The 18,276-nt window shown below is 66.9% G+C and carries 17 protein-coding genes; 7 read left to right on the top strand and 10 right to left on the bottom strand.

What is annotated here, in order from left to right; genetic code table 11:
* Positions 1–72 precede the first annotated feature (72 nt).
* The gene (locus AU072_RS03970) at positions 73–846 is read left to right on the top strand and encodes an enoyl-CoA hydratase (RefSeq protein WP_064412572.1); all 774 of its coding nucleotides are present in this window, start codon (positions 73–75) and stop codon (positions 844–846) included.
* Between the two features lie 201 nt (positions 847–1,047).
* On the opposite strand, the gene AU072_RS03965 is transcribed toward AU072_RS03970, so the two are convergent.
* Both AU072_RS03965 and AU072_RS03960 read right to left on the bottom strand, forming a co-directional pair.
* Positions 1,048–1,725: a PIG-L deacetylase family protein gene (locus tag AU072_RS03965; protein ID WP_064412571.1), complete on the bottom strand. Its 678-nt coding sequence runs from the start codon at positions 1,723–1,725 to the stop codon at positions 1,048–1,050.
* A 5-nt stretch (positions 1,726–1,730) separates the two neighbouring features.
* Positions 1,731–2,333 (bottom strand): TetR/AcrR family transcriptional regulator, encoded by a 603-nt coding sequence (locus AU072_RS03960; protein WP_064412570.1) that lies wholly within the window; start codon positions 2,331–2,333, stop codon positions 1,731–1,733.
* 43 nt (positions 2,334–2,376) lie between these two features.
* On the opposite strand from AU072_RS03960, the gene AU072_RS03955 reads away from it, so the two are divergent.
* Positions 2,377–3,510 (top strand): phosphotransferase family protein, encoded by a 1,134-nt coding sequence (locus AU072_RS03955; RefSeq protein ID WP_064412569.1) that lies wholly within the window; start codon positions 2,377–2,379, stop codon positions 3,508–3,510.
* Positions 3,510–4,622 (top strand): Rv3169 family protein, encoded by a 1,113-nt coding sequence (locus AU072_RS03950; protein ID WP_064412568.1) that lies wholly within the window; start codon positions 3,510–3,512, stop codon positions 4,620–4,622. The genes AU072_RS03955 and AU072_RS03950 overlap by 1 nt, the downstream gene beginning before the upstream one ends.
* A 24-nt stretch (positions 4,623–4,646) precedes the next feature.
* On the opposite strand, the gene AU072_RS03945 is transcribed toward AU072_RS03950, so the two are convergent.
* Positions 4,647–6,128, bottom strand: coding sequence for a flavin-containing monooxygenase (locus AU072_RS03945; protein ID WP_064412567.1), 1,482 nt, complete (start codon positions 6,126–6,128; stop codon positions 4,647–4,649).
* A gap of 40 nt (positions 6,129–6,168) precedes the next feature.
* The gene (locus AU072_RS03940) at positions 6,169–7,158 is read right to left on the bottom strand and encodes a TIGR03617 family F420-dependent LLM class oxidoreductase (RefSeq protein ID WP_064412566.1); all 990 of its coding nucleotides are present in this window, start codon (positions 7,156–7,158) and stop codon (positions 6,169–6,171) included.
* A 19-nt stretch (positions 7,159–7,177) separates the two neighbouring features.
* Between AU072_RS03940 and AU072_RS03935 the strand changes: the two genes are divergently transcribed.
* Positions 7,178–8,536: a flavin monoamine oxidase family protein gene (locus AU072_RS03935; protein ID WP_064412565.1), complete on the top strand. Its 1,359-nt coding sequence runs from the start codon at positions 7,178–7,180 to the stop codon at positions 8,534–8,536.
* On the opposite strand, the gene AU072_RS03930 is transcribed toward AU072_RS03935, so the two are convergent.
* Positions 8,533–9,501, bottom strand: coding sequence for an alpha/beta fold hydrolase (locus tag AU072_RS03930; RefSeq protein WP_064412564.1), 969 nt, complete (start codon positions 9,499–9,501; stop codon positions 8,533–8,535). The two genes, AU072_RS03935 and AU072_RS03930, sit on opposite strands and share 4 nt — an antisense overlap.
* 146 nt (positions 9,502–9,647) lie before the next feature.
* Here AU072_RS03930 and AU072_RS03925 point away from each other — a divergent pair, with 146 nt between their 5' ends.
* Positions 9,648–10,619: an NADPH:quinone oxidoreductase family protein gene (locus AU072_RS03925; protein WP_064412563.1), complete on the top strand. Its 972-nt coding sequence runs from the start codon at positions 9,648–9,650 to the stop codon at positions 10,617–10,619.
* Positions 10,620–10,630: 11 nt separating this feature from the next.
* Here AU072_RS03925 and AU072_RS03920 read toward each other — a convergent pair whose 3' ends face one another.
* The 5 genes from AU072_RS03920 to AU072_RS03900 all read right to left on the bottom strand — a co-directional run bounded on the left by AU072_RS03920 (position 10,631) and on the right by AU072_RS03900 (position 15,172).
* Positions 10,631–11,383 (bottom strand): alpha/beta hydrolase family protein, encoded by a 753-nt coding sequence (locus tag AU072_RS03920; protein WP_064412668.1) that lies wholly within the window; start codon positions 11,381–11,383, stop codon positions 10,631–10,633.
* A 30-nt stretch (positions 11,384–11,413) separates the two neighbouring features.
* The gene (mbtM, locus tag AU072_RS03915; RefSeq protein ID WP_064412562.1) at positions 11,414–12,934 is read right to left on the bottom strand and encodes a long-chain-fatty acid--ACP ligase MbtM; all 1,521 of its coding nucleotides are present in this window, start codon (positions 12,932–12,934) and stop codon (positions 11,414–11,416) included.
* Positions 12,935–13,056: 122 nt separating this feature from the next.
* Positions 13,057–13,746 carry a pyrimidine reductase family protein gene (locus AU072_RS03910; RefSeq protein WP_064412561.1) on the bottom strand — a complete coding sequence of 230 codons (690 nt, stop codon included), beginning with the start codon at positions 13,744–13,746 and terminating at the stop codon, positions 13,057–13,059.
* The gene (locus tag AU072_RS03905; protein WP_082681035.1) at positions 13,743–14,279 is read right to left on the bottom strand and encodes a flavin reductase family protein; all 537 of its coding nucleotides are present in this window, start codon (positions 14,277–14,279) and stop codon (positions 13,743–13,745) included. Before AU072_RS03905 ends, AU072_RS03910 begins: the two co-directional genes overlap by 4 nt.
* A 149-nt stretch (positions 14,280–14,428) precedes the next feature.
* Positions 14,429–15,172 carry an MBL fold metallo-hydrolase gene (locus tag AU072_RS03900; RefSeq protein WP_064412560.1) on the bottom strand — a complete coding sequence of 248 codons (744 nt, stop codon included), beginning with the start codon at positions 15,170–15,172 and terminating at the stop codon, positions 14,429–14,431.
* Positions 15,173–15,288: 116 nt separating this feature from the next.
* On the opposite strand from AU072_RS03900, the gene AU072_RS03895 reads away from it, so the two are divergent.
* Both AU072_RS03895 and AU072_RS28850 read left to right on the top strand, forming a co-directional pair.
* The gene (locus tag AU072_RS03895) at positions 15,289–15,762 is read left to right on the top strand and encodes an SRPBCC family protein (protein WP_064412559.1); all 474 of its coding nucleotides are present in this window, start codon (positions 15,289–15,291) and stop codon (positions 15,760–15,762) included.
* A gap of 656 nt (positions 15,763–16,418) precedes the next feature.
* Positions 16,419–18,044 (top strand): DNA methyltransferase, encoded by a 1,626-nt coding sequence (locus AU072_RS28850; RefSeq protein ID WP_064412558.1) that lies wholly within the window; start codon positions 16,419–16,421, stop codon positions 18,042–18,044.
* Positions 18,045–18,276 lie beyond the last annotated feature (232 nt).

Below are 18,276 nucleotides of genomic sequence, written 5' to 3'. Positions count from 1 at the left end.
CCTCTTTCCGTTACGGCACCGTTTCGTAAATACTGTAGGCGGTAAGCCGGCCACAGGCTAGATTCAGTTGTCATGACCGAACCGCTGGTGCTCGTCGACGACCGTGGTCCCGTGCGGGTGCTCACCCTCAACCGGCCCGAGGCGCGAAACGCCTTGAGTCGCGGACTGATCAAGGCCACCTACAGCGCGCTCACCGCGGCCGACGCCGACGAGTCCGTCAACGCCGTCGTGCTGACCGGAACAGACCCCGCGTTCTGCGCGGGGGTCGACCTCAAGGAGGCGCAACGCGACGGACTGAGCTATTTCGAGGAGTTCCGGTCGCAGAGTTGCATCGCCGCGACGGGCAACATGCGCACCCCGATCGTCGGCGCCATCAACGGCGCGACCTTCACTGGTGGGCTGGAGATGGCGCTCGGCTGCGATTTCCTGATTGCCTCCGAACGTGCCGTGTTCGCCGACACGCACGCCCGGGTCGGCATCCTGCCGGGAGGCGGTATGACCGCCCGCCTCCCACAGGTGGTCGGGCTGGCCATGGCCCGGCGGCTGTCGATGACCGGTGAGGTCGTCGACGCGGCGCGCGCCGAGCGCATTGGCCTGGTCACCGAGGTCGTCGCCCACGACCGGCTGGTCGAGCGCGCCGTCGAGCTGGCCGCGCAGATCGCCGAGGTGCCTGCGTCGGTCATGCTCGGCCTGAAGGAGATCTACACGACGGGCGCGGCCGCGGTGATCGATCCCGCGCTGGCCGCCGAGGAGAAGATCGCGTTCGCCCAACACCGCGATTTCGCCGGCCTCGACGACCGGTTCCAGGCGGTCTCGGCGCGCAACAAGCGCCAGATCGACAGCTGACGGGCCGGCCTCCCCCTATGCCGCGACGGTGCGCGTCTGCTGACGACACGCGGGCGTTCTGCGGCGGTGTGCGCACGCTCGCGGGCGTCGACCGTGCGCAAAGTGTCGACTTTTCGCGGCGTGTCGTGTGCAGACACGCACGCTGGCGCAGCAAGGGATAGCGCTGGCGGACGAAAGGGCTAGCGCTGGCGGACGAAAGTGCTAGCGCTGGCGCAGCAGAATGAATTCGACTGTGCGACTTCCGCCGAACTCGGGCCGCGGGGTCGTCGTCATCTCCACCTGCTTGCGCGCATGCACCGTGATGGGGGTGTGCGGATCGAGCACCGACAGATAAACCCGGTGCTCGGCCAGTGACGTGACCGCGCGCTCGAAGCTGCCGTCGTCGATCACCTCGACGTGTGTTGCCTCCGGCCCGTTCTGAAACAGCCAGCGCGGCGGATGGGGCAGGCTGTCGTAGGCCTCGACGACGGCCGCGGCGAACTCCATGTGGTCGCGCTGGTTGGGTGCGCCGGGCGACCATTCGCGGCCGCCGTAGATGCTAATCACCACATCGGGCTCCAGTTCGCTGATCGTCTCGACGATCCTGGCCCGCAGTTCCGGGCTGTTGCGGATCTCGCCGTCCGGAAACTCCCAGAACCGCACGCCGGCCACGCCGACGACGGCGGCCGACCGCAACTGCTCGTGCTCCCGCAGCGGGCCGGCCTGTTCGAGCGCCATACCCGCGATGCCGGCTTCACCCCGACTGGCCAGCGCGTAATGGACCCTCCTGCCCTGAGACGTCCATTTCGCCACCGCCGCGGCGCACCCGTATTCGGGGTCGTCGGGATGCGGCACCAATACGAGCGCTGAACGCCAGTCGGAGGGGAACGTGTCAAACACGCCCTCTATGCCACCACACCGTGCACCACGATGGCGGTGGTCTGCTCAACCCAGTCGTCCCCGAGCGGCTCGCCCGGCGACAGCAGCATCCGCAGCAGGGTGGCACCGCCGATCACCTCCACCAGCCGGTCCGGGTCGACATCGGGATAGACCTCGCCCCGCCGAACCGCGTCGGCCACCCGGTTGCGCACCGCCGCGAACACACCGGTGAACCGGTCCATGACGCGGACGTTGAGCTCGTCGTCGGCGACCATGTCGGCGATCAGACCGGGCAACGCCGCCCGCACGACTGCAGAGGCGAACACGTCTCGGCTGGCGGTGAGCATGGCGCGGATATCGGCGGCGATATCCCCCGGTGGGGTGGCGATAGCGGTCGGGGCGGCGGGGAACGCCGCCTCGTGGACCAGTTCGGCCTTACTCGACCACCGGCGGTAGAGCGCGGTCTTGGTGGTGCCCGCTCGCTCGGCCACCGCGGCGATCGTCAGATTCGAATATCCGATCTCTGCAAGGAGATCCGCCGTCGCGCGCAATATGGCAGCGTCGATGCGTGGATCCCGGGGCCGCCCGGCGCCCGGGGTCTTGTCAACCGATGACGCGTCTGGTTTCATAACGCTACCCACCGTATCGTAATTATCGGCGAAAGAAGAGACTGTGGCCAACGAACCGGCTGTCGAAGACGTCAGCCGCCTCGAACATTCAAGTCGCGACCTGTCCACCCTCCCCGGTGTCATGTCTCGGTGGCTGTCGACCGTCCTGCCGGGCGCGGCGGCGCCGGAGATCACCGTGGAAAGTGGCGTCGACGCCAACGGGATGTCCTCGGAGACGATCATTCTGACGGGACGATGGTCCGCCGACGGGCAGCCGCAGGCCCAGAAGTGGGTGGCCCGGGTGGCGCCCACCACCGAGGACGTTCCGGTCTTCTCGTCCTACCGCATGGACCACCAGTTCGACGTGATCCGGTTGGTGCAGGAGAAGACCGACGTGCCGGTGCCGCAGGTGCGGTGGCTGGAGAACAGCGGCGACGTGCTCGGTACGCCGTTCTTCCTGATGGACTACGTCGAAGGCCGGGTGCCGCCCGATGTCATGCCGTACACGTTCGGCGGGAACTGGTTCGCCGACTCCCCCGCCGAACAGCGGCGCGAACTGCAGGATGCCACCGTCGGCGTGATCGCCAAGCTGCATTCGATTCCCGAACCCGAGAAGGTGTTCGGATTTCTCGACGACGGATCCGATCGCAATGCGTTGCGGCGCAACCTCAATTGGCTACAGGACTGGTATCAGTTCGCCGTCCCCGACATCGGGCGGTCGTCGCTGGTCGAACGTGCACTCGACTGGCTGGAGGCCAACTGGCCCGCCGACGCCGCGGGCAATGACCCCGTCCTGATCTGGGGGGACTCACGCGTCGGCAACGTGCTGTACTCCGGCTACCAGCCGGTGGCCGTGTTGGATTGGGAGATGGCCACACTCGGGCCGCGCGAGATGGATGCGGCGTGGATGATCTTCGCGCACAATGTCTTCCAGGAGTTGGCCGGCCTCGCGGGATTGCCGGGGCTGCCCGACTTCATGCGCGAGGAGGACGTCAAGACCACCTATGCGGCGCTGACCGGGGTCGAACTCGGTGACCTGCACTGGTTCTACGTCTATTCCGGCGTGATCTGGGCGTGTGTGTTCATGCGCACCAGCGCGCGGCGGGTGCGCTTCGGTGAGATCGAACAGCCCGAGGACGTCGAATCGCTGTTCTATCACGGTGCACTGCTGAAACGACTCATTGGAGATGACTCCTGATGCTCGGTCCCACAGATGAATTCCCGATTCACCAGATCCCCCAACCGACCGCGTGGCCGGGATCGTCCGACCGCAACTTCTACGACCGGTCCTACTTCAACGCCCACGACCGCACCGGCGACATCTTCGTGATCACCGGGATCGGCTACTACCCGAACCTGGGCGTGAAGGACGCGTTCGTGTTGGTCAGGAGGGGCGACACCCAGACCGCGGTGCATCTGTCCGACGGCATCGACTCCGACCGGCTCAACCAGCACGTGCTCGGCTACCGCGTCGAGGTCACCGAACCGCTGCACAAGCTGCGCATCGTGCTCGAGGAGACCGAGGGCATCGCCGTCGACCTGACCTGGAACGGCCTGTTCGACCCCATCCAGGAGCAGCGCCACGTACTACGCACCGGCACCCGAATCACGCTGGACGCCCAGCGGTTTGCGCAGGTCGGGTCCTGGAGCGGCACGATCGCGATCGACGGTGAAGAGATCACGGTGGACCCGGACGTGTGGATCGGCAGCCGCGACCGGTCGTGGGGCATTCGCCCGATCGGCGAGGCCGAGCCCGCCGGCCGACCCGCCGATCCCCCGTTCGAGGGCATGTGGTGGCTGTACGTGCCGATGGCGTTCGACGACTTCGGGATCTGCCTGATCATCCAGGAGGATCCGACCGGGTTCCGCAGCCTCAACGACTGCACCCGGATCTGGCGCGACGGCCGCGTCGAACAACTGGGCTGGCCGCGCGTGAAGATCCACTACACCTCGGGCACCCGAATTCCCTACGGCGCCACCATCGAAGCCACCACCCCGGACGGCTCACCGGTGGTGTTCGAGGTCGAGTCGAAGCTGGGCGTGCCGATCCACATCGGCGGCGGATACGGCGGCGACTCGGACTGGCTGCACGGCGTGTGGAAGGGCGACAAGTTCAGCGAACGCCTCAGTTACGACATGACCGATCCTGCGGTCAACGGCCGCGCCATGTTCGGTGTCATCGACCACGTCGGCCGCGCCGAATGCAAGGAAGGCGGCAAGACCAGCGAGGGTTGGGGCCTGTTCGAACACGGTGCGCTCGGCCGCCATGACCCGTCGGGCTTCAAGGACTGGTTGACCGTCGCCGATTGAGGCGGCTGAGCGGATTACGCGCCGTCAGGCGGTCACCCGCACCGGTGCCCGCCCGAACACCATCGACTCCTCGATCCGGTCGAGGCGGTGGTCGATCGCGTCGAGCACATAGTTGTGCCGGACGTTCCACGGCCGGTGCGTGCCCGACTTCGGCAGCACATGCCCCGCGCGTTGTACGTAGCCGGCGTTGATGTTCCACGCCGGCTTCTCCGCCATCGGCTTGTCCCCGAGGTGCGGATATGCGTGCGTATAGCCGTGAGAGTCCATGTAGGAGATCAGCTTTGCGAACGCCCGAGCGGTCAGATCGGCGCGCAACGTCCACGACGCGTTGATGTAGCCGACGCACCAGGCGAGGTTGGGCACGTCCTCGAGCATGTGCTCCTTGTAGACGAACCGGTCCTGCGGTTTGACCTCCTCGCCGTCGATGCTGATCAAAACCCCGCCCAGTGCCTGCAATTGGATGCCCGTCGCGGTGATGATCACGTCGGCGTCGATGCGCTGACCGGACTGCAGCACCACACCGGACGCATCGATGTGGTCGATCCGGTCGGTCACCACGTCGAGGCGGCCCGTGTTGATCGCGTCGTAGAAGTCGTTGTCGAGCATCGCGCACAACCGTTGGTCCCACGGGTCGTAACGCGGCTTGAAGTGCACGTCGACCGGATAGCCCTTGGGCAGATTGCGTTTGGCGTAATTGCGGATGTAGCGCCTGCTGAGTTTGGGCGCCGCCTTGGCGAACGCGTAGATGAACACCGTGAAGATGGTGTTGTAGATGCGTGCACCCCAGTAACCGGCCCGGCCGGGCAGCACCTTGCGCAGCGCCTGCACGATGGGATTGATCCGCGGCCCCGACAGCATGTACGTGGGCGAGCGCTGCAGCATCGTCACGTGGCCGGCCTTCTCGGTCAGCGACGGGATCATGCTCACCGCCGTCGCGCCGCTGCCGATGACCACCATGCGTTTGCCGGTGTAGTCCAGGGACTCCGGCCAATGCTGCGGGTGTACGACCTCGCCGCTGAACTCGTCGAGGCCGGGGAATTCCGGACGGTAGGGCTCGTCGTAGTTGTAATAGCCGGTCCCGAAGAACAGGAAGCGACTGCGGTACGTCTTGGGTGCCCCGTCCTGTTCGGTGTGCACCGTCCACGTGTCGGTGGACGAGTCCCAGTCGGCCGAGAGCACGCGGGTGTTGAACCGGATGTGTTCGTCGATGTCGTGCTTGCGGGCGGTCTGAACCAGGTAGTCGCGGATGTCGGGGCCGTCGGCCACGTTCTCCGGCCGCGTCCAGGGCTCGAACGGGTAGCTCAGCGTGAAGATGTCGCTGTCGGAGCGGATGCCCGGATAGCGGTGCAGATCCCAGGTGCCGCCGATGCGGGCCCGCCGCTCGAGCAGCGTGTAGGACGTGTGCGGATTCTTCTCCTGCAGTCGGTATGCCGCGCCGATCCCCGAGATCCCCGCCCCGATGATCAGCACATCGGTGTAGTCGCCGTACTGCTCATTGCCACTCATCCGCAACCTCCCTTGGTCCCGCTGAGTACCACCATAGGAGTCAAGCTGCCAGTGCGTCGACGATCTCGGCCAACGCGTCGATGGCGATGGGTCCGGGCTGGTAAAGGCAGACGCGGTCGGACACCCCGGCCACGCGGTCGCGGATGTGGGCGGCGATCTCGGCCGGAGTGCCGCACGCGGCGATGGTGTGCAGAACCTCGTCGTCGATCAGGGTGCCCATCTCCTGCCAGCGGCCCTGTTTGGACAGTGCGTTGAGTTCTGGCTGCAGCTCGCCCCAGCCGTGCACGTCGAGCACCGGGCGGTAGGCCGGGGTGGAGCCGTAGAACGCCAGCAGCCGGCGGGTGGCGTCGTGGGCCGCGTCGCGCGTACCGACCGACACGATGATCTCGGGCACCAGGGCGAAGTCGTCGAGGGACCGCCCCGACTCCGACAGGCCGGCGCGCACCTGCGGCATCGTCGCCTCGTGCAGAAATCGCTTCGAGCCGAACGGCATGACCAGCAGGCCGTCGGCGACGGCTGCGGTCGCACGCGTCAGCCTCGGGCCGAGCGCGCCGAGATAGATCGGCGGTGGGCCGAACGGGTTGGGGCCGGGGTTGAACGTCGGGGTCATCAGCGTGTGGCGGAAGTACTCGCCGCGGAAGTCGAGACGTTCGCCGGTCTCCCACGCGGTGAACACCGCCCGCAACGCCGCGACCATCTCCGTCATGCGGGCGACGGGACGGTCGAACGCCGCGCCGTATCGCTTCTCGACCTGCGCGCGCACCTGCGTTCCCAGTCCGAGGGTGAAGCGGCCCTCGGCGAGCACCTGATGGTCATAGGCCTGGTGGGCAAGCTGAACAGGGTTGCGCGGAAACGCAATGGCGACGTTGGTCATCAGGTCCAGACCGCCCACCGTCGACGCCAGCGTCAGCGGCGCGAACACATCGTGCGGTCCTTCGAAGGTGAACACCCCGCTGGCGCCCGCGTCGCGCAGCAGTCGCGCCCGCTCGATCGCATCGGTTGGGCCGAACAACGCTGTCATGACCTTCACGGCGTGAGAGCCTAATCGCGTGGGGTTGCAAGGCAGTGCCGACGCGGTGGTGGTGGGCGCCGGGTTCGCCGGGTTGGCGGCGGCGCGCGAGTTGGATCGGCTCGGTTATGACGTCGTCGTCCTCGAAGGTCGCCACCGGGTCGGCGGACGGTCGTCGACGGCGACGATCGCCGGTGTCCCCGTCGACCTCGGCGGCACCTTCATCGGACCGACGCAGGACGCCGTCGAGGAACTGGCAGCCGAATTGGACTGTGCGACAGTGCCCACGTTCAGCGGCGGTAAGAACCTGATCCGGTGGCGGGGCCGGGTCCGCTCGTACCGCAGCACGATTCCCCGGTTGTCGATCATCGAACTGCTCGACGTGTCGCGCATCCAGTGGCGCTTCGAGCGGGCGTGTCGGCGGGTCGCCGTCGAAGCGCCCTGGACCGCCCCGCACGCCCACGCCCTGGACTCCCTGTCGCTCGACGGCTGGTTGAAGTCGGTGCACGCCAGCGCCGGCACACGGGACCTGATGGCGATCATGTCGCGGGTGACCTGGGGTTGTGAGCCCGACGCGGTGTCGATGCTGCACGCCGTGCGCTATGTGCGGGCCGCAGGCGGGCTGGACCGCATGCTCGACGTCGAAGGCGGTGCACAGCAGAGCCGATTCCCGGGCGGCACCCAGCAGATCGCGATCCGGATGGCCGAGGCGCTGGGTTCGCGCGTCGTGCTCGACGCCGCGGTGCGCAGCATCGAACGCCACAGCGACGGCACGCTCACCGTGACATCCGATCGAGGTGCGGTGCGCGCCAAGGCCGTCGTCGTCGCCATCCCTCCCGAACACCGCCAGGCGATCGATTTCTCACCCGAGCTGCCCGCCGAGTACGGCAAGCTCGCGCAGCACTGGCCCCAAGGCAACCTGAGCAAGGCTTACGCCGCCTACGACAAGCCGTTCTGGCGCGCCAAAGGGCTTTCCGGAGAGGCGCTTTCCGACGAGGGCCCGGTGTTCATCACGTTCGACGTCAGCCCGTCGGACTCGGCCGGCCCCGGCATCCTGCTCGGCTTTGTCGACGCCCGCTCGTTCGACGCGCTACCGGCAGCGCAGCGCCGGGAGCGGGCGCTTTCGGGGTTCGCGGGGCTGTTCGGCGACGCCGCACTCAGCCCGATCGACTATCTCGACCATTGCTGGGGCGCAGAGGATTTCGCGCCGGGAGGGCCGACGGCGGCCGTGCCACCCGGCTCGTGGACGACGTATGGTCCGTGGCTGCGCAAGCCGATCGACGGCATCTATTGGGCGGGAACCGAAACCGCTGACGCGTGGACGGGTTTCCTCGACGGCGCGGTCCGGTCCGGTCGGCGCGCGGCCGACGAGGTGCACCGCGCGCTCGCGGGTGACTAGGAGCTGATGCGGCGCTCGGCGGTCACCGACTCGATCAGCCCACGCAGGTGCCTGTTCACCTCGTCGGGGCGTTCCAGGATGGCGCAGTGACCGCCGGCCAATTCCACGAAATCGCGCAGGTTGGGCGCCGCCTCGGCGATCCGGCGAGACGACGTCAACGGCAGCAGCCGGTCCTTCTGGCTGCCGATCACCAGCGTCGGCACGACCAGGTTGTGCAGCTCGATGTGCCGGGGACCGAGATGGTCGACGAGCGTACGGGCCCAGCCGCCGCGACCAACCGGCGAGGTCGCGGCGAACAGTTCGTGCACGAACGAGGCGATCGCCGGATCGGCGTCGCGGCCCACCGCCAGCATCGACACGAAGCGCTGATTCGGGCCGTGGATGGCGCGCGGCAGGGGCGCCGCGCCGAACGTCTTCAGAAAGGTCCCCGCGGTGCGGACGCGGACATTGGCCAACGGCGCGGGCACGGGTAGCAACTTGACGTTGCGCAACAGGTCGCCGGTGGTGGTGTTGATGAGCGCGACGCCGTCGGCGCGTTCGGTCACCCGCTCGGAGTAGCGCTCGGCCCAGGAGGTGATCGCGATGCCACCCATCGAATGGCCGGCGATGACCGCCCGTTCACCGGGTGCCAACGTCGTTTCCAGCACGGAGTCGAGGTCGGCGGCCAGATGATCGAGGCTGTAGGCGCCGCGGCGGGCCGGGACCGCGCTGCGGCCGTGGCCGCGGTGGTCGAATGCGATCACGCGGTAGTCCCGCGACAGGTCGGCGATCTGATGCGCCCACACCCGCAGCGCGCACGTGATGCCGTGTGCCAGCACGATCGGATAACCGTCCTCGCGGCCGAAGACCTCGGCGTGCAGGCGAATGCCGTCCCTCGAGCGCACCTCGACGGCGCGTCCCGACGGGAGGGACTGAGCCGGAGCGAAGGCCGAAACCCTCGATCGGCTCCGGGGACCACTGGCCATGAGTGCGCTCCGTTCGGACTCGGCGGCGTTGCCGGATAAGTGAGCTTATCTAACAGGGTGCGCTTTTGGCGGCACCCCCGCCGGGTTTTGGTGAGTATCGGTGCAGCGGCGGAGGCTCCGGCGTTCGAGTCGAGTTAAATGGCGGAATGCGCGCGATTCAGATTGCCAGCCTCGACGGACCGCAAGCCGCCAAGATCGTCGAGGTCGACGAGCCCGACGGCGACGGCGCCGTCGTCATCGATGTGCACGCGGCCGGGGTCGCGTTTCCCGATGTGTTGCAGTCGCGCGGGCTCTATCAGTACAAGCCCGAGATGCCCTATACGCCCGGCGGTGAGGTCGCCGGTGTGGTGCGCAGTGCGCCCGACGGCGCACATGTGCAGGCGGGCGATCGCGTCGCGGCGCTGACGATGTTGTGCGGCGCGATGGCCGAGGTCGTCGCCCTGCCAGCCGAACGCGTCTTCAAGCTGCCCGACAACGTCTCCTTCGAGGCCGGTGCCGGGCTGCTCTTCAACGACCTCACGATGCACCACGCGCTGCGCACCCGGGGGCGGCTGGCCGAGGGTGAGACGGTGCTGGTGCACGGGGCGGCGGGCGGCATCGGAACGTCGACGCTGCGGTTGGCCCCGGCATGGGGCGCCTCCCGGGTGATCGCGGTGGTGAGCACCGAGGAGAAGGCCGCGGTGGCCAGGGCAGCGGGCGCGACGGACGTCGTACCGGTCGACGGGTTCAAGGACAAGGTGAAGGAGTTGACCGAGGGACGCGGTGTGGACATCGTCGTCGACCCGGTCGGCGGGGATCGGTTCACCGACTCGCTGCGTTCGCTGGCGCCGGGGGGACGGCTGCTCGTGGTCGGGTTCACCGGCGGCGAGATTCCCACTGTGAAGGTGAACCGGCTGCTGCTCAACAATGTCGACGCGGTCGGAGTGGGTTGGGGCGCTTGGACTTTCGTTCATCCCAATTACCTCGCCGAGCAGTGGGCCGAACTCGAGCCGCTGCTGGCCTCGGGCAAGGTGTCCGCGCCGCAACCGCAGGTGTTTGCGTTCGAGCGGGCCGCGGACGCGATTGCCGCGCTGGAGGATCGCTCGGCGAAGGGCAAGGTCGTCGTCGCTGTACGGTAGGCCCTCGCCGACTAGAGGTACGGGTCGGCCCAGGCGCTGACGATGCGCGCCGCCCGCGCCGCCTGGTCTTTTTCGGTCAGCAGGTGATCGGCGCCTTCGAGTGAGACGAAGCTGCGCGGGTGACGCGCGGCCTGGAAGATCTCGCTGGCGTTGGCGATGCCGACGGTGTTGTCGGTCGGCGAATGCATCACCAGCAGCGCGCGGCGCAGGGTGTGGATGCGCTCGCGCAGGTCCGCGTCGCGGACGTCTTCGAGGAAGTGTCGCTTGAGCGTCAGCGCCTTGCCGCCGATGCGAAACTGCGCCTCCCCCTCTTCCTCGATGCGCTCGACGACCGCGTCGTAGATCCGCTCCACGTGCGCGGGCTCGTAGGGGGCCGCGACGGTCGCGACCGCCTTCACGGTCGGGCAGTCGTGGGCGGCGGCGATGACGGCCGAGCCGCCGAAGGAATGCCCGACCAGCAGGCACACCTCGCGGCCTTCGGAGTTCATGAACTCCACGGCGCGCACGGTATCGGCGACCTTGTGCGAGAACGACCCGTCACTCCAGTCGCCCTCCGAGTCGCCAAGCCCGAGGTTGTCGAACCGCAGCATGCCGATGCCCTCGGCGGCGAGTTGCTTGCAGATCCGGCTGGCCGCCGGCGAGTCCTTGCCGAGCGTGAACCCGTGTGCGAACACACCCCAACCGCGCACGTCGCCGTCGGGAAGGTCGATCACGCCCGCGAGCGCGGGTCCACTGGTGCTCGGGAATCTGACGCGTTCACCCACGCGCGTCATCCTGTCACGCGGCCGACGGGCTCACTGCTGTTGCAGCAGGTCGCGTTTCACCTCGAGCCTGCGCAGCTTGCCCGACGAGGTACGCGGCAACGCGCCCGGCCGGACGAAGACCACCTCGCTGGGTACCACACCGCATTCGGATGCGACGCGCTCGATGAGGTCGGCGCGGGACCGCGCCTCGTCGGGGCCGCGGAACTCGGCGACGATCGCGACACCCGGACGGATCGACCGCTCCCCCACGCCGACGGCCACCACGGCGCCTTCGCGCACACCGGCTGCGCCCGCGGCCACCCGCTCGACCTCCGCGGGAAAAATGTTGCGGCCGGCGACGGTGATCAGTTCCTTGGCGCGACCGCACACCACGAGGCTGCCGTCGACGAAGTAGCCGAGATCGCCTGTGGCGAACCAATCGTCGGGATTCAACGGTGCGTCGCCGCGGTATCCCGACATCATCGAGGTCCCGCGGATGTGTATCTCGCCGACCTCGTCGTCGTCGCGCGGTTCTATGCGCACCGACATTCCGGGTATGGGTTCGCCGAGCAGTGCTTGGCCGTCGTCGTCGACGATCAGGCCTCGTCCTGGCTCGGGAACCGTTACCGCACAAGTGGATTCGGCCAAGCCGTAAGAGGGCGCGAGGGCACCGGCGGAGAATCCGAAACGGGCCATCTCCTCGGCGAACCGCGCGGTGAGCGCACAGTCGACGGGTTCGCCACCGTTGAGCGCGAACCGCAGGTCAGAAAGGTCGACGTCGGTGACGCGTCGCGAGTACTTCCCGATCAGGCCGTAGGCCATGTTCGGTGCGGCGGTGATCGTTGCGCGGCTCTCGGTGAGCCAGTTCAGCCACCGAAACGGCGACGCCTGAAACGCCGCGGTCGGCGCCTGCCACACGTCGATGCCGCCCAGCGCTCCGGCGAGCACGAAGCTCAGGCCCATGTCGTGATACAGCGGCAGCCAGGAACAGCCGACGTCACCCGCTCCGACCCCGATTCGCGTGTTCAGGCCGTCGAGGTTGGCCAGCACCGCATCCGGCGACAGCTGCACGGCGCGCGGCACGCCCGTCGAACCGGCCGTGCCCTGCAGGATCGCGACGTCGGGCGCCCGGTCGGGCCGCCGGAAGTTCGTCGATTTGGTCAGTGGCGCAACCGAATCCAATTCCTTGACCGTCGGGCCGCTGTCGACGAGGCCGAGTTGCTCCAGTTGCCGCCCCCGGCTGAGCACGTGGCTGACGCCCATGCCCGCGAACCGGGCCACCGTCGAATGCGCCCACTTGTCGGCGTCGGCGCCCCGGACGGGGCCGGGGGCGATCGTCACCGGGACGCCGGCCTGGAAGGCGCCGAGGATGGCCGCGATGAGTTCGACGGTGGGCTCGTTGGCCAGGCCGAGTGCGGCGACCTCCTCGTTGAGCAGCCAGTCGGCGACGTTCTCCGAGCGGGCGTGCACCTCTGGCCAGGGGTGGCGAGCCCAGGTCCCGTCGCCGAAGACGTAGAGGCTGTTGTCGGTGCTGGTCAGCCGCTCGGCAAATGCCGCTGCCAACGTTTTCATGGACACCCTCGCACTGCTTACTCGCTCGAACGAGCGATTTTCGGTCAGGTCAATTCCGTCTAAGCTAACCGAAGACAGTTTGCGCGCGGCGGCCGCCCGGTCAGAGGGTCAGACGGGCTTGCTCACCGTCGGGAGTACTTCAGGTAGAGATAGTCCTGGTGGTTCAGAACGTGGTCCAGCCGTAGCGCGGTCGGCGTGGAAAGCAGACCGTCTCCCCCACCCGGGAGGCGGGCGCCGGCGAGCTTGGGCGCCAACGTCACGCAGATCTCGTCGACCAGGTCCGCGCCCACAAGTTCGTCGAGCAGAGTGGGTCCGCCTTCGCAGAGGACGCGACCCAGTCCGCGCTGAGCAAGCTCGATGACCATGGCCCTGACATCCACGGTGTCGGTACCGGCGATCAGTAGTTCCCAACGCTTGTCGCGATCCAATCCATGTTCGGACACCGCACGTGCACTGGTCACCAGGATCGGACGTTGCGCAGGATCGGCGAGCAGCGAGTCCGGCAGTCGGCCGGATCGGCTCACCACGGCGATCCGGGCGGTGCTCCCGGCCGTTGCTGATGGTTTCACGGGGCCATAGCTCTCGGCGCGCGCCGTCGCGGCGCCGACGAGGACGACATCGGCGAACCCGCGCAGGGCGACCAGCAGTTGTTGGTCGGTCGGATCCGACAGCGGCCCCACCCGCCCGGCGAACGCGGCTGCTCCGTCGGCGCTGAAGATCATGTTGGCGCGCACGCCGACGGGTGCGGCGCGGTAGTAGTCGATCAGCTCATCGAGGCCGGAGACCGCGCGCAGGGGAAGCTCTGCGCTCACGCCTCGTGTCCCGGTTCGATGTCGCGCACGTCGGCGAAGGTCACCCATTCGTCGAGGTCTTGGGGCGGGGCACCGGCGACCGGTTCGAGCAGATGACCGACGTGGTCTCCGACGTCGAACCGGCGCACCACCTCCCCGACGAACCACGCGGCGGCGTCGTCGAGAATCGGCATCTCTTCGGGACCGGTGTGCCACGCGCACTGACCGAATTTGTCGGTGCGGTCGCCGGTTTCCCCGCCGAACAACTTCGCCAGTTCAAGGTGTTCGCGCGACACCAGGTGTACCGCGAGGTGCGTGGCGGACTGCGCTATACGGAAAGTCCGGTTGCGCCGGGACAAGCCGACCAGGAAGCGCGGCGGACTAATGCTCGTCTGGCTCGCGAAGCCCACGAGGCAGCCGGACCGCTCGTCGTCGGCATGGGTGGTGACGATGAACATCGGATAGTCCAGCAGCGACACGATGTCTTCGAACGGCGACGCACCCGACTGCGCACTCACAAAGGTCTCCCATCGGCTCTGGTCGAAGCGCACCATGACGGCGAAAAGCCGCGATGATGGTCCGTCGGGCGCTGACGTCGGCTTCTCCCCGACAGAACCTACACCGGCAGTTGCGACCTCACCGGATTGCGAGAGGGCGTGAGTCGCGGGTTGGTTCGACGGACGTTGATGTCAGCCCGGGTATTTCAGCGTGTATCGGCCCACACGTCGGCGCGGTGCACCGGCAGACCGTGGCCCGGTAGCAGGTGCTCGACGGGCAGCGCCCGCATGCGCTGCTCACTGCGTGCTGCTGCGGCGTCGTCGACGGTCTCCGGGGTGAACCACGCGTGCCCGCCCGCACTGAGCACCGCGTCACCGGAGATCAGGGTCCGGCTGTCGGCATGCCAGAACGCGGTCGAGTCGTCGGTGTGGCCGGGCACGTGCAGCACCTCCCAGCTCGTCGCACCCTGTAGTGGCTGACCGTCGGCCAGCGGCTGTGCTCCGCCCAGGGCGTCGCCGACCATCCCCTTGGCTCCGCCGTAACCGGCGATGCGGGCGCCGTCGACGAAGCCGCGCAACCCGGTCAGATCCAGCGGTTGGCTGATCAGGGTGGGCCAGATCTGGGCGACCTTGCTCAGCGCAGGGGTCCGAGGCCTCCGCGTGCCGTCGAGGTAGCCGAGAGTGACCTCGGGAAGATGCAGCGCCGCCCCGTACTCGGCGGCCAGTCGCGGCGCCCCGGCAACGTGGTCGCTGTGGCCGTGGGTGGCCACGACCGCTCCGACGGTGCCTTCGTGGACCAGCAGCGCACCCGCGACGTCGTCGGGGCTGCCGGGCATCCCCGCATCGACTACGACGTAGGAGTCTTCGCCACGGATCAGGTAGCAGTTGAAGATCCACCGGGAGAGGCGGATGACCCCGATATCGTCGAGCGGATCAACCACCAACGCCATCGCGGACTCCTTCGTGTGAACTCCAGAGCAGTCTGCGGTGCGGGGTGAGGCGGCGGCAAGCACCCGGCCGCTGAAGCACCGCCCGGGATCGCTGCACCGCTGATTACGATCGCGGCATGAGTGAACACGGGCCTGCCTCTGCCGAAGCGTCGACGTCCATCGCTGCCGACCCAGCCGCGGTCTACGCGCTGATCACCGACCTTCCGACGCTGGGGTCGCTGGCCGAGGAAGCCGACCGGATGGAGTGGCGCAAGGGCGACCGCGTCGCTGTAGGCGCCGTCTTCAGGGGCCACAACAGCAACCGCGGCAAGGAGTGGACCACCACCTGCACCGTGACAGACGCGGAGCCAGGCCGGACGTTTGCCTTCGACGTCAAGAGCTTCGTCATTCCGGTTGCGCATTGGCGCTACGACATCACACCCACCGACAGCGGCTGCACCGTCACCGAACGCACATGGGACAGGCGGCCGGGGTGGTTCAAGACGGTCGCGGGGATGGCGATCGGCGTACGCGACCGCGACACCGCCAACGCCGAACACATCAAGCTCACGCTGCAGCGTCTCAAGGCGAAGGCCGAAGCGGCCGGCTGAGCGGTGAGAACTCGAGACGCGTTCCAAAAGCCAACGGAAACGGCCCCCGGAGTGTCCTCCGGGGGCCGTTCCACTTTCGTAGCGGGGACAGGATTCGAACCTGCGACCTCTGGGTTATGAGCCGGCCGGTTCCGGTCTCGCATGGCCTCCCGGGTCTGAAACGTGCAGGTCGCGATCAACCGCCCGTCCCAGCCATCACGGTGCGTCTCACATCATCACGGCAGTTGCGCCCTGTTTCGTTCACAAATTCGTTCACAACCTAAGGCGTCACTTGCCGCCACCGGTCGGCGACGCTGCTGCAGGGCGTCGAAACTGGCACCACCCACGCATCGCCGGGCACCTACCCGACCCGGAGGGTCGCCGCGGACACCGCCCGCTGCCACGAACGGGTCAGGAGAGTCTGGTCGCGGTTGGGATCGAACCGCCGGATAACAAAGAGGCGGGCGGGCGTCGTCCAGTAGTGCGCGACGCCCGCCTGACCTCCCGTGAAGGAATCCGATTAGCCGATTACCGCCGCCGCGAGCGGGCACACATCGTGCTCTCGAATAGGTATCCGTTTCGGAGCAAATTGATAAACTCGCGAATTAGGTAACCGTTTCACAGCAAATTGAAAACTCCCATTGTGCGGGGCGCGCCCAGCCTGCTGAGGTGGGTCAGTGAACCGACTATATTTCGGCGACAATCTCGAGGTGCTCGACGAGCACGTCGACGATGGATCCGTCGACTTAGTCTATCTGGATCCGCCGTTCAATTCGAACCGTAACTACTCCGTCATCTTCGGGCGAAATCGAGCCGTCGACGAGTCGGCGGCGCAGATCCAAGCGTTCGAAGACACGTGGCGGTGGACGCACACCACCGAAGTGCTTTTAGGTCAACTGTCGCAAACGGCACCGCGGCGGGTCGCTGACACCCTTTCTGGGTTCTATACGCTCCTAGAAGAAAGTGAGGCGCTTGCCTACCTCGTCAATATGACGCCTCGCCTGCTTCAACTGCACCGGGTGCTCAAGCCCACCGGATCCCTCTACCTGCATTGCGACCCGACAATGAGCCACTACCTCAAAGTCCTCCTAGACTCGATATTCGGTGCCGAGAACTTCCGTGATGAGGTCAGTTGGCAACGGCACAATGCCCGCAGCGTGAAGCAGGCAATCTCGCCGCGCCTCCACGACACACTGCTCTTTTACGGCAGGAGTCGTATTGGCACATTCTTCGAAACTCGGGTGCCATCGGGAGCTATGTCTGAGCCCCACGACATTGTGACTTGGACCGATGGTAATCGTTACCGCACGAAGGATTTGACTGGTCCGGGAACGCGGAAGGGAGAAACTGGACAACCCTGGCGCAGCGTCAACCCGACTGGTGCTGGCCGACATTGGCGTGTGGGGCACACCACGCTCGAACAACTAGATATGGAGGGCCGTCTCTATTGGCAGAAGAATGGCATGCCTCGCGAGCGTGCACAAGATCCGTACGTGCCCAGCGAACGGTCGGTGATCGTCGGCGACGTGTGGACTGATATTCCTTCCATCAACTCCGGTGCCGCGGAACGCCTCGGCTACCCGACGCAGAAGCCTTTAGCACTGCTTGAGCGAATCATTCAAGCGAGCAGCAACCCCGGCGATGTCGTTCTGGACCCCTTCTGCGGGTGTGGTACTACAGTCGACGCCGCACAACGGCTGGGTCGTCAGTGGATCGGTATCGATATCACCCACCTCGCGATCGACGTCATCACCAAACGGCTGCTGCACACGTACGGCGGCGGAGTGTTCGGCTCCATCGAGCTTTCCGGCATCCCGAAAGATCTCGGTGGTGCCCGCGCACTGTTTGACCGGTCACCGCTGGAATTTGAACGCTGGGCTGTCTCCATGGTCAACGCCGAACCGAACGAGAAACAGGTCGGAGACAAAGGCGTTGACGGCGTAGCGAGGTTCCCGCTCGGCACCGGCAAGATCGGCAAACTACTGGTGTCGGTGAAAGGCGGTAAGACAATCAACCCGTCGATGGTGCGCGACCTCTCCGGCACCGTAGAAGCCCGCAAAGCACAGATGGGTCTGCTCATCACCCTGGCACCAGCGACCAAAGGCGTCACCGACGCGATCAACCACGGAGGCGTTTTCGCCCACCCCGCCAACGGCGAGCAGTACCCGCGCCTGCAGCACATCACCGTGGCCGATCTGCTCGCCAAGAAACGCCCGCAGGTACCCCCGACCTTCCTGCCCTACATCGCCGCGCAGAAACACACGGTCACCCTCGAGCAGACCACTCTATTTGCGGCCGGATAAGCCCCCAAAAAGACCCCCGAGCGCGCACCTGGCCACGATCGAACGGGAGTTCACGGCGAGCTCACGCCGCCTGTTTTGAGTCCCAGAAACCCGCTTCTGACCTGCAAAGATATGTGGTGCGCGATACTGCGATCGAACCTGTTGACGACGGTTGAGAACCCGGTACCCAACACCGCGGCCCCATGGATAACCGCTATATCGATAGGGTTTCGATACGTGTTCGCCCCACTGG

Source organism: Mycolicibacterium novocastrense (assembly GCF_001499835.1).
In the GTDB taxonomy this organism is placed as follows: Bacteria; Actinomycetota; Actinomycetes; order Mycobacteriales; family Mycobacteriaceae; genus Mycobacterium; species Mycobacterium novocastrense.
The sequence above is the reverse complement of the archived record's forward strand: the minus strand, read 5'-3'. Positions and strand labels throughout refer to the sequence as shown.

What these genes read in the sequence shown, in the direction of transcription:
- AU072_RS03970 (WP_064412572.1), top strand. Translation starts at nt 73, where the DNA reads ATGACCGAACCGCTGGTGCTCGTCGACGACCGTGGTCCCGTGCGGGTG.
- AU072_RS03960 (WP_064412570.1), bottom strand. Translation starts at nt 2,333, where the DNA reads ATGAAACCAGACGCGTCATCGGTTGACAAGACCCCGGGCGCCGGGCGG.
- AU072_RS03950 (WP_064412568.1), top strand. Translation starts at nt 3,510, where the DNA reads ATGCTCGGTCCCACAGATGAATTCCCGATTCACCAGATCCCCCAACCG.
- AU072_RS03945 (WP_064412567.1), bottom strand. Translation starts at nt 6,128, where the DNA reads ATGAGTGGCAATGAGCAGTACGGCGACTACACCGATGTGCTGATCATC.
- AU072_RS03930 (WP_064412564.1), bottom strand. Translation starts at nt 9,501, where the DNA reads ATGGCCAGTGGTCCCCGGAGCCGATCGAGGGTTTCGGCCTTCGCTCCG.
- AU072_RS03925 (WP_064412563.1), top strand. Translation starts at nt 9,648, where the DNA reads ATGCGCGCGATTCAGATTGCCAGCCTCGACGGACCGCAAGCCGCCAAG.
- mbtM (WP_064412562.1), bottom strand. Translation starts at nt 12,934, where the DNA reads ATGAAAACGTTGGCAGCGGCATTTGCCGAGCGGCTGACCAGCACCGAC.
- AU072_RS03905 (WP_082681035.1), bottom strand. Translation starts at nt 14,279, where the DNA reads ATGGTGCGCTTCGACCAGAGCCGATGGGAGACCTTTGTGAGTGCGCAG.
- AU072_RS03900 (WP_064412560.1), bottom strand. Translation starts at nt 15,172, where the DNA reads ATGGCGTTGGTGGTTGATCCGCTCGACGATATCGGGGTCATCCGCCTC.
- AU072_RS03895 (WP_064412559.1), top strand. Translation starts at nt 15,289, where the DNA reads ATGAGTGAACACGGGCCTGCCTCTGCCGAAGCGTCGACGTCCATCGCT.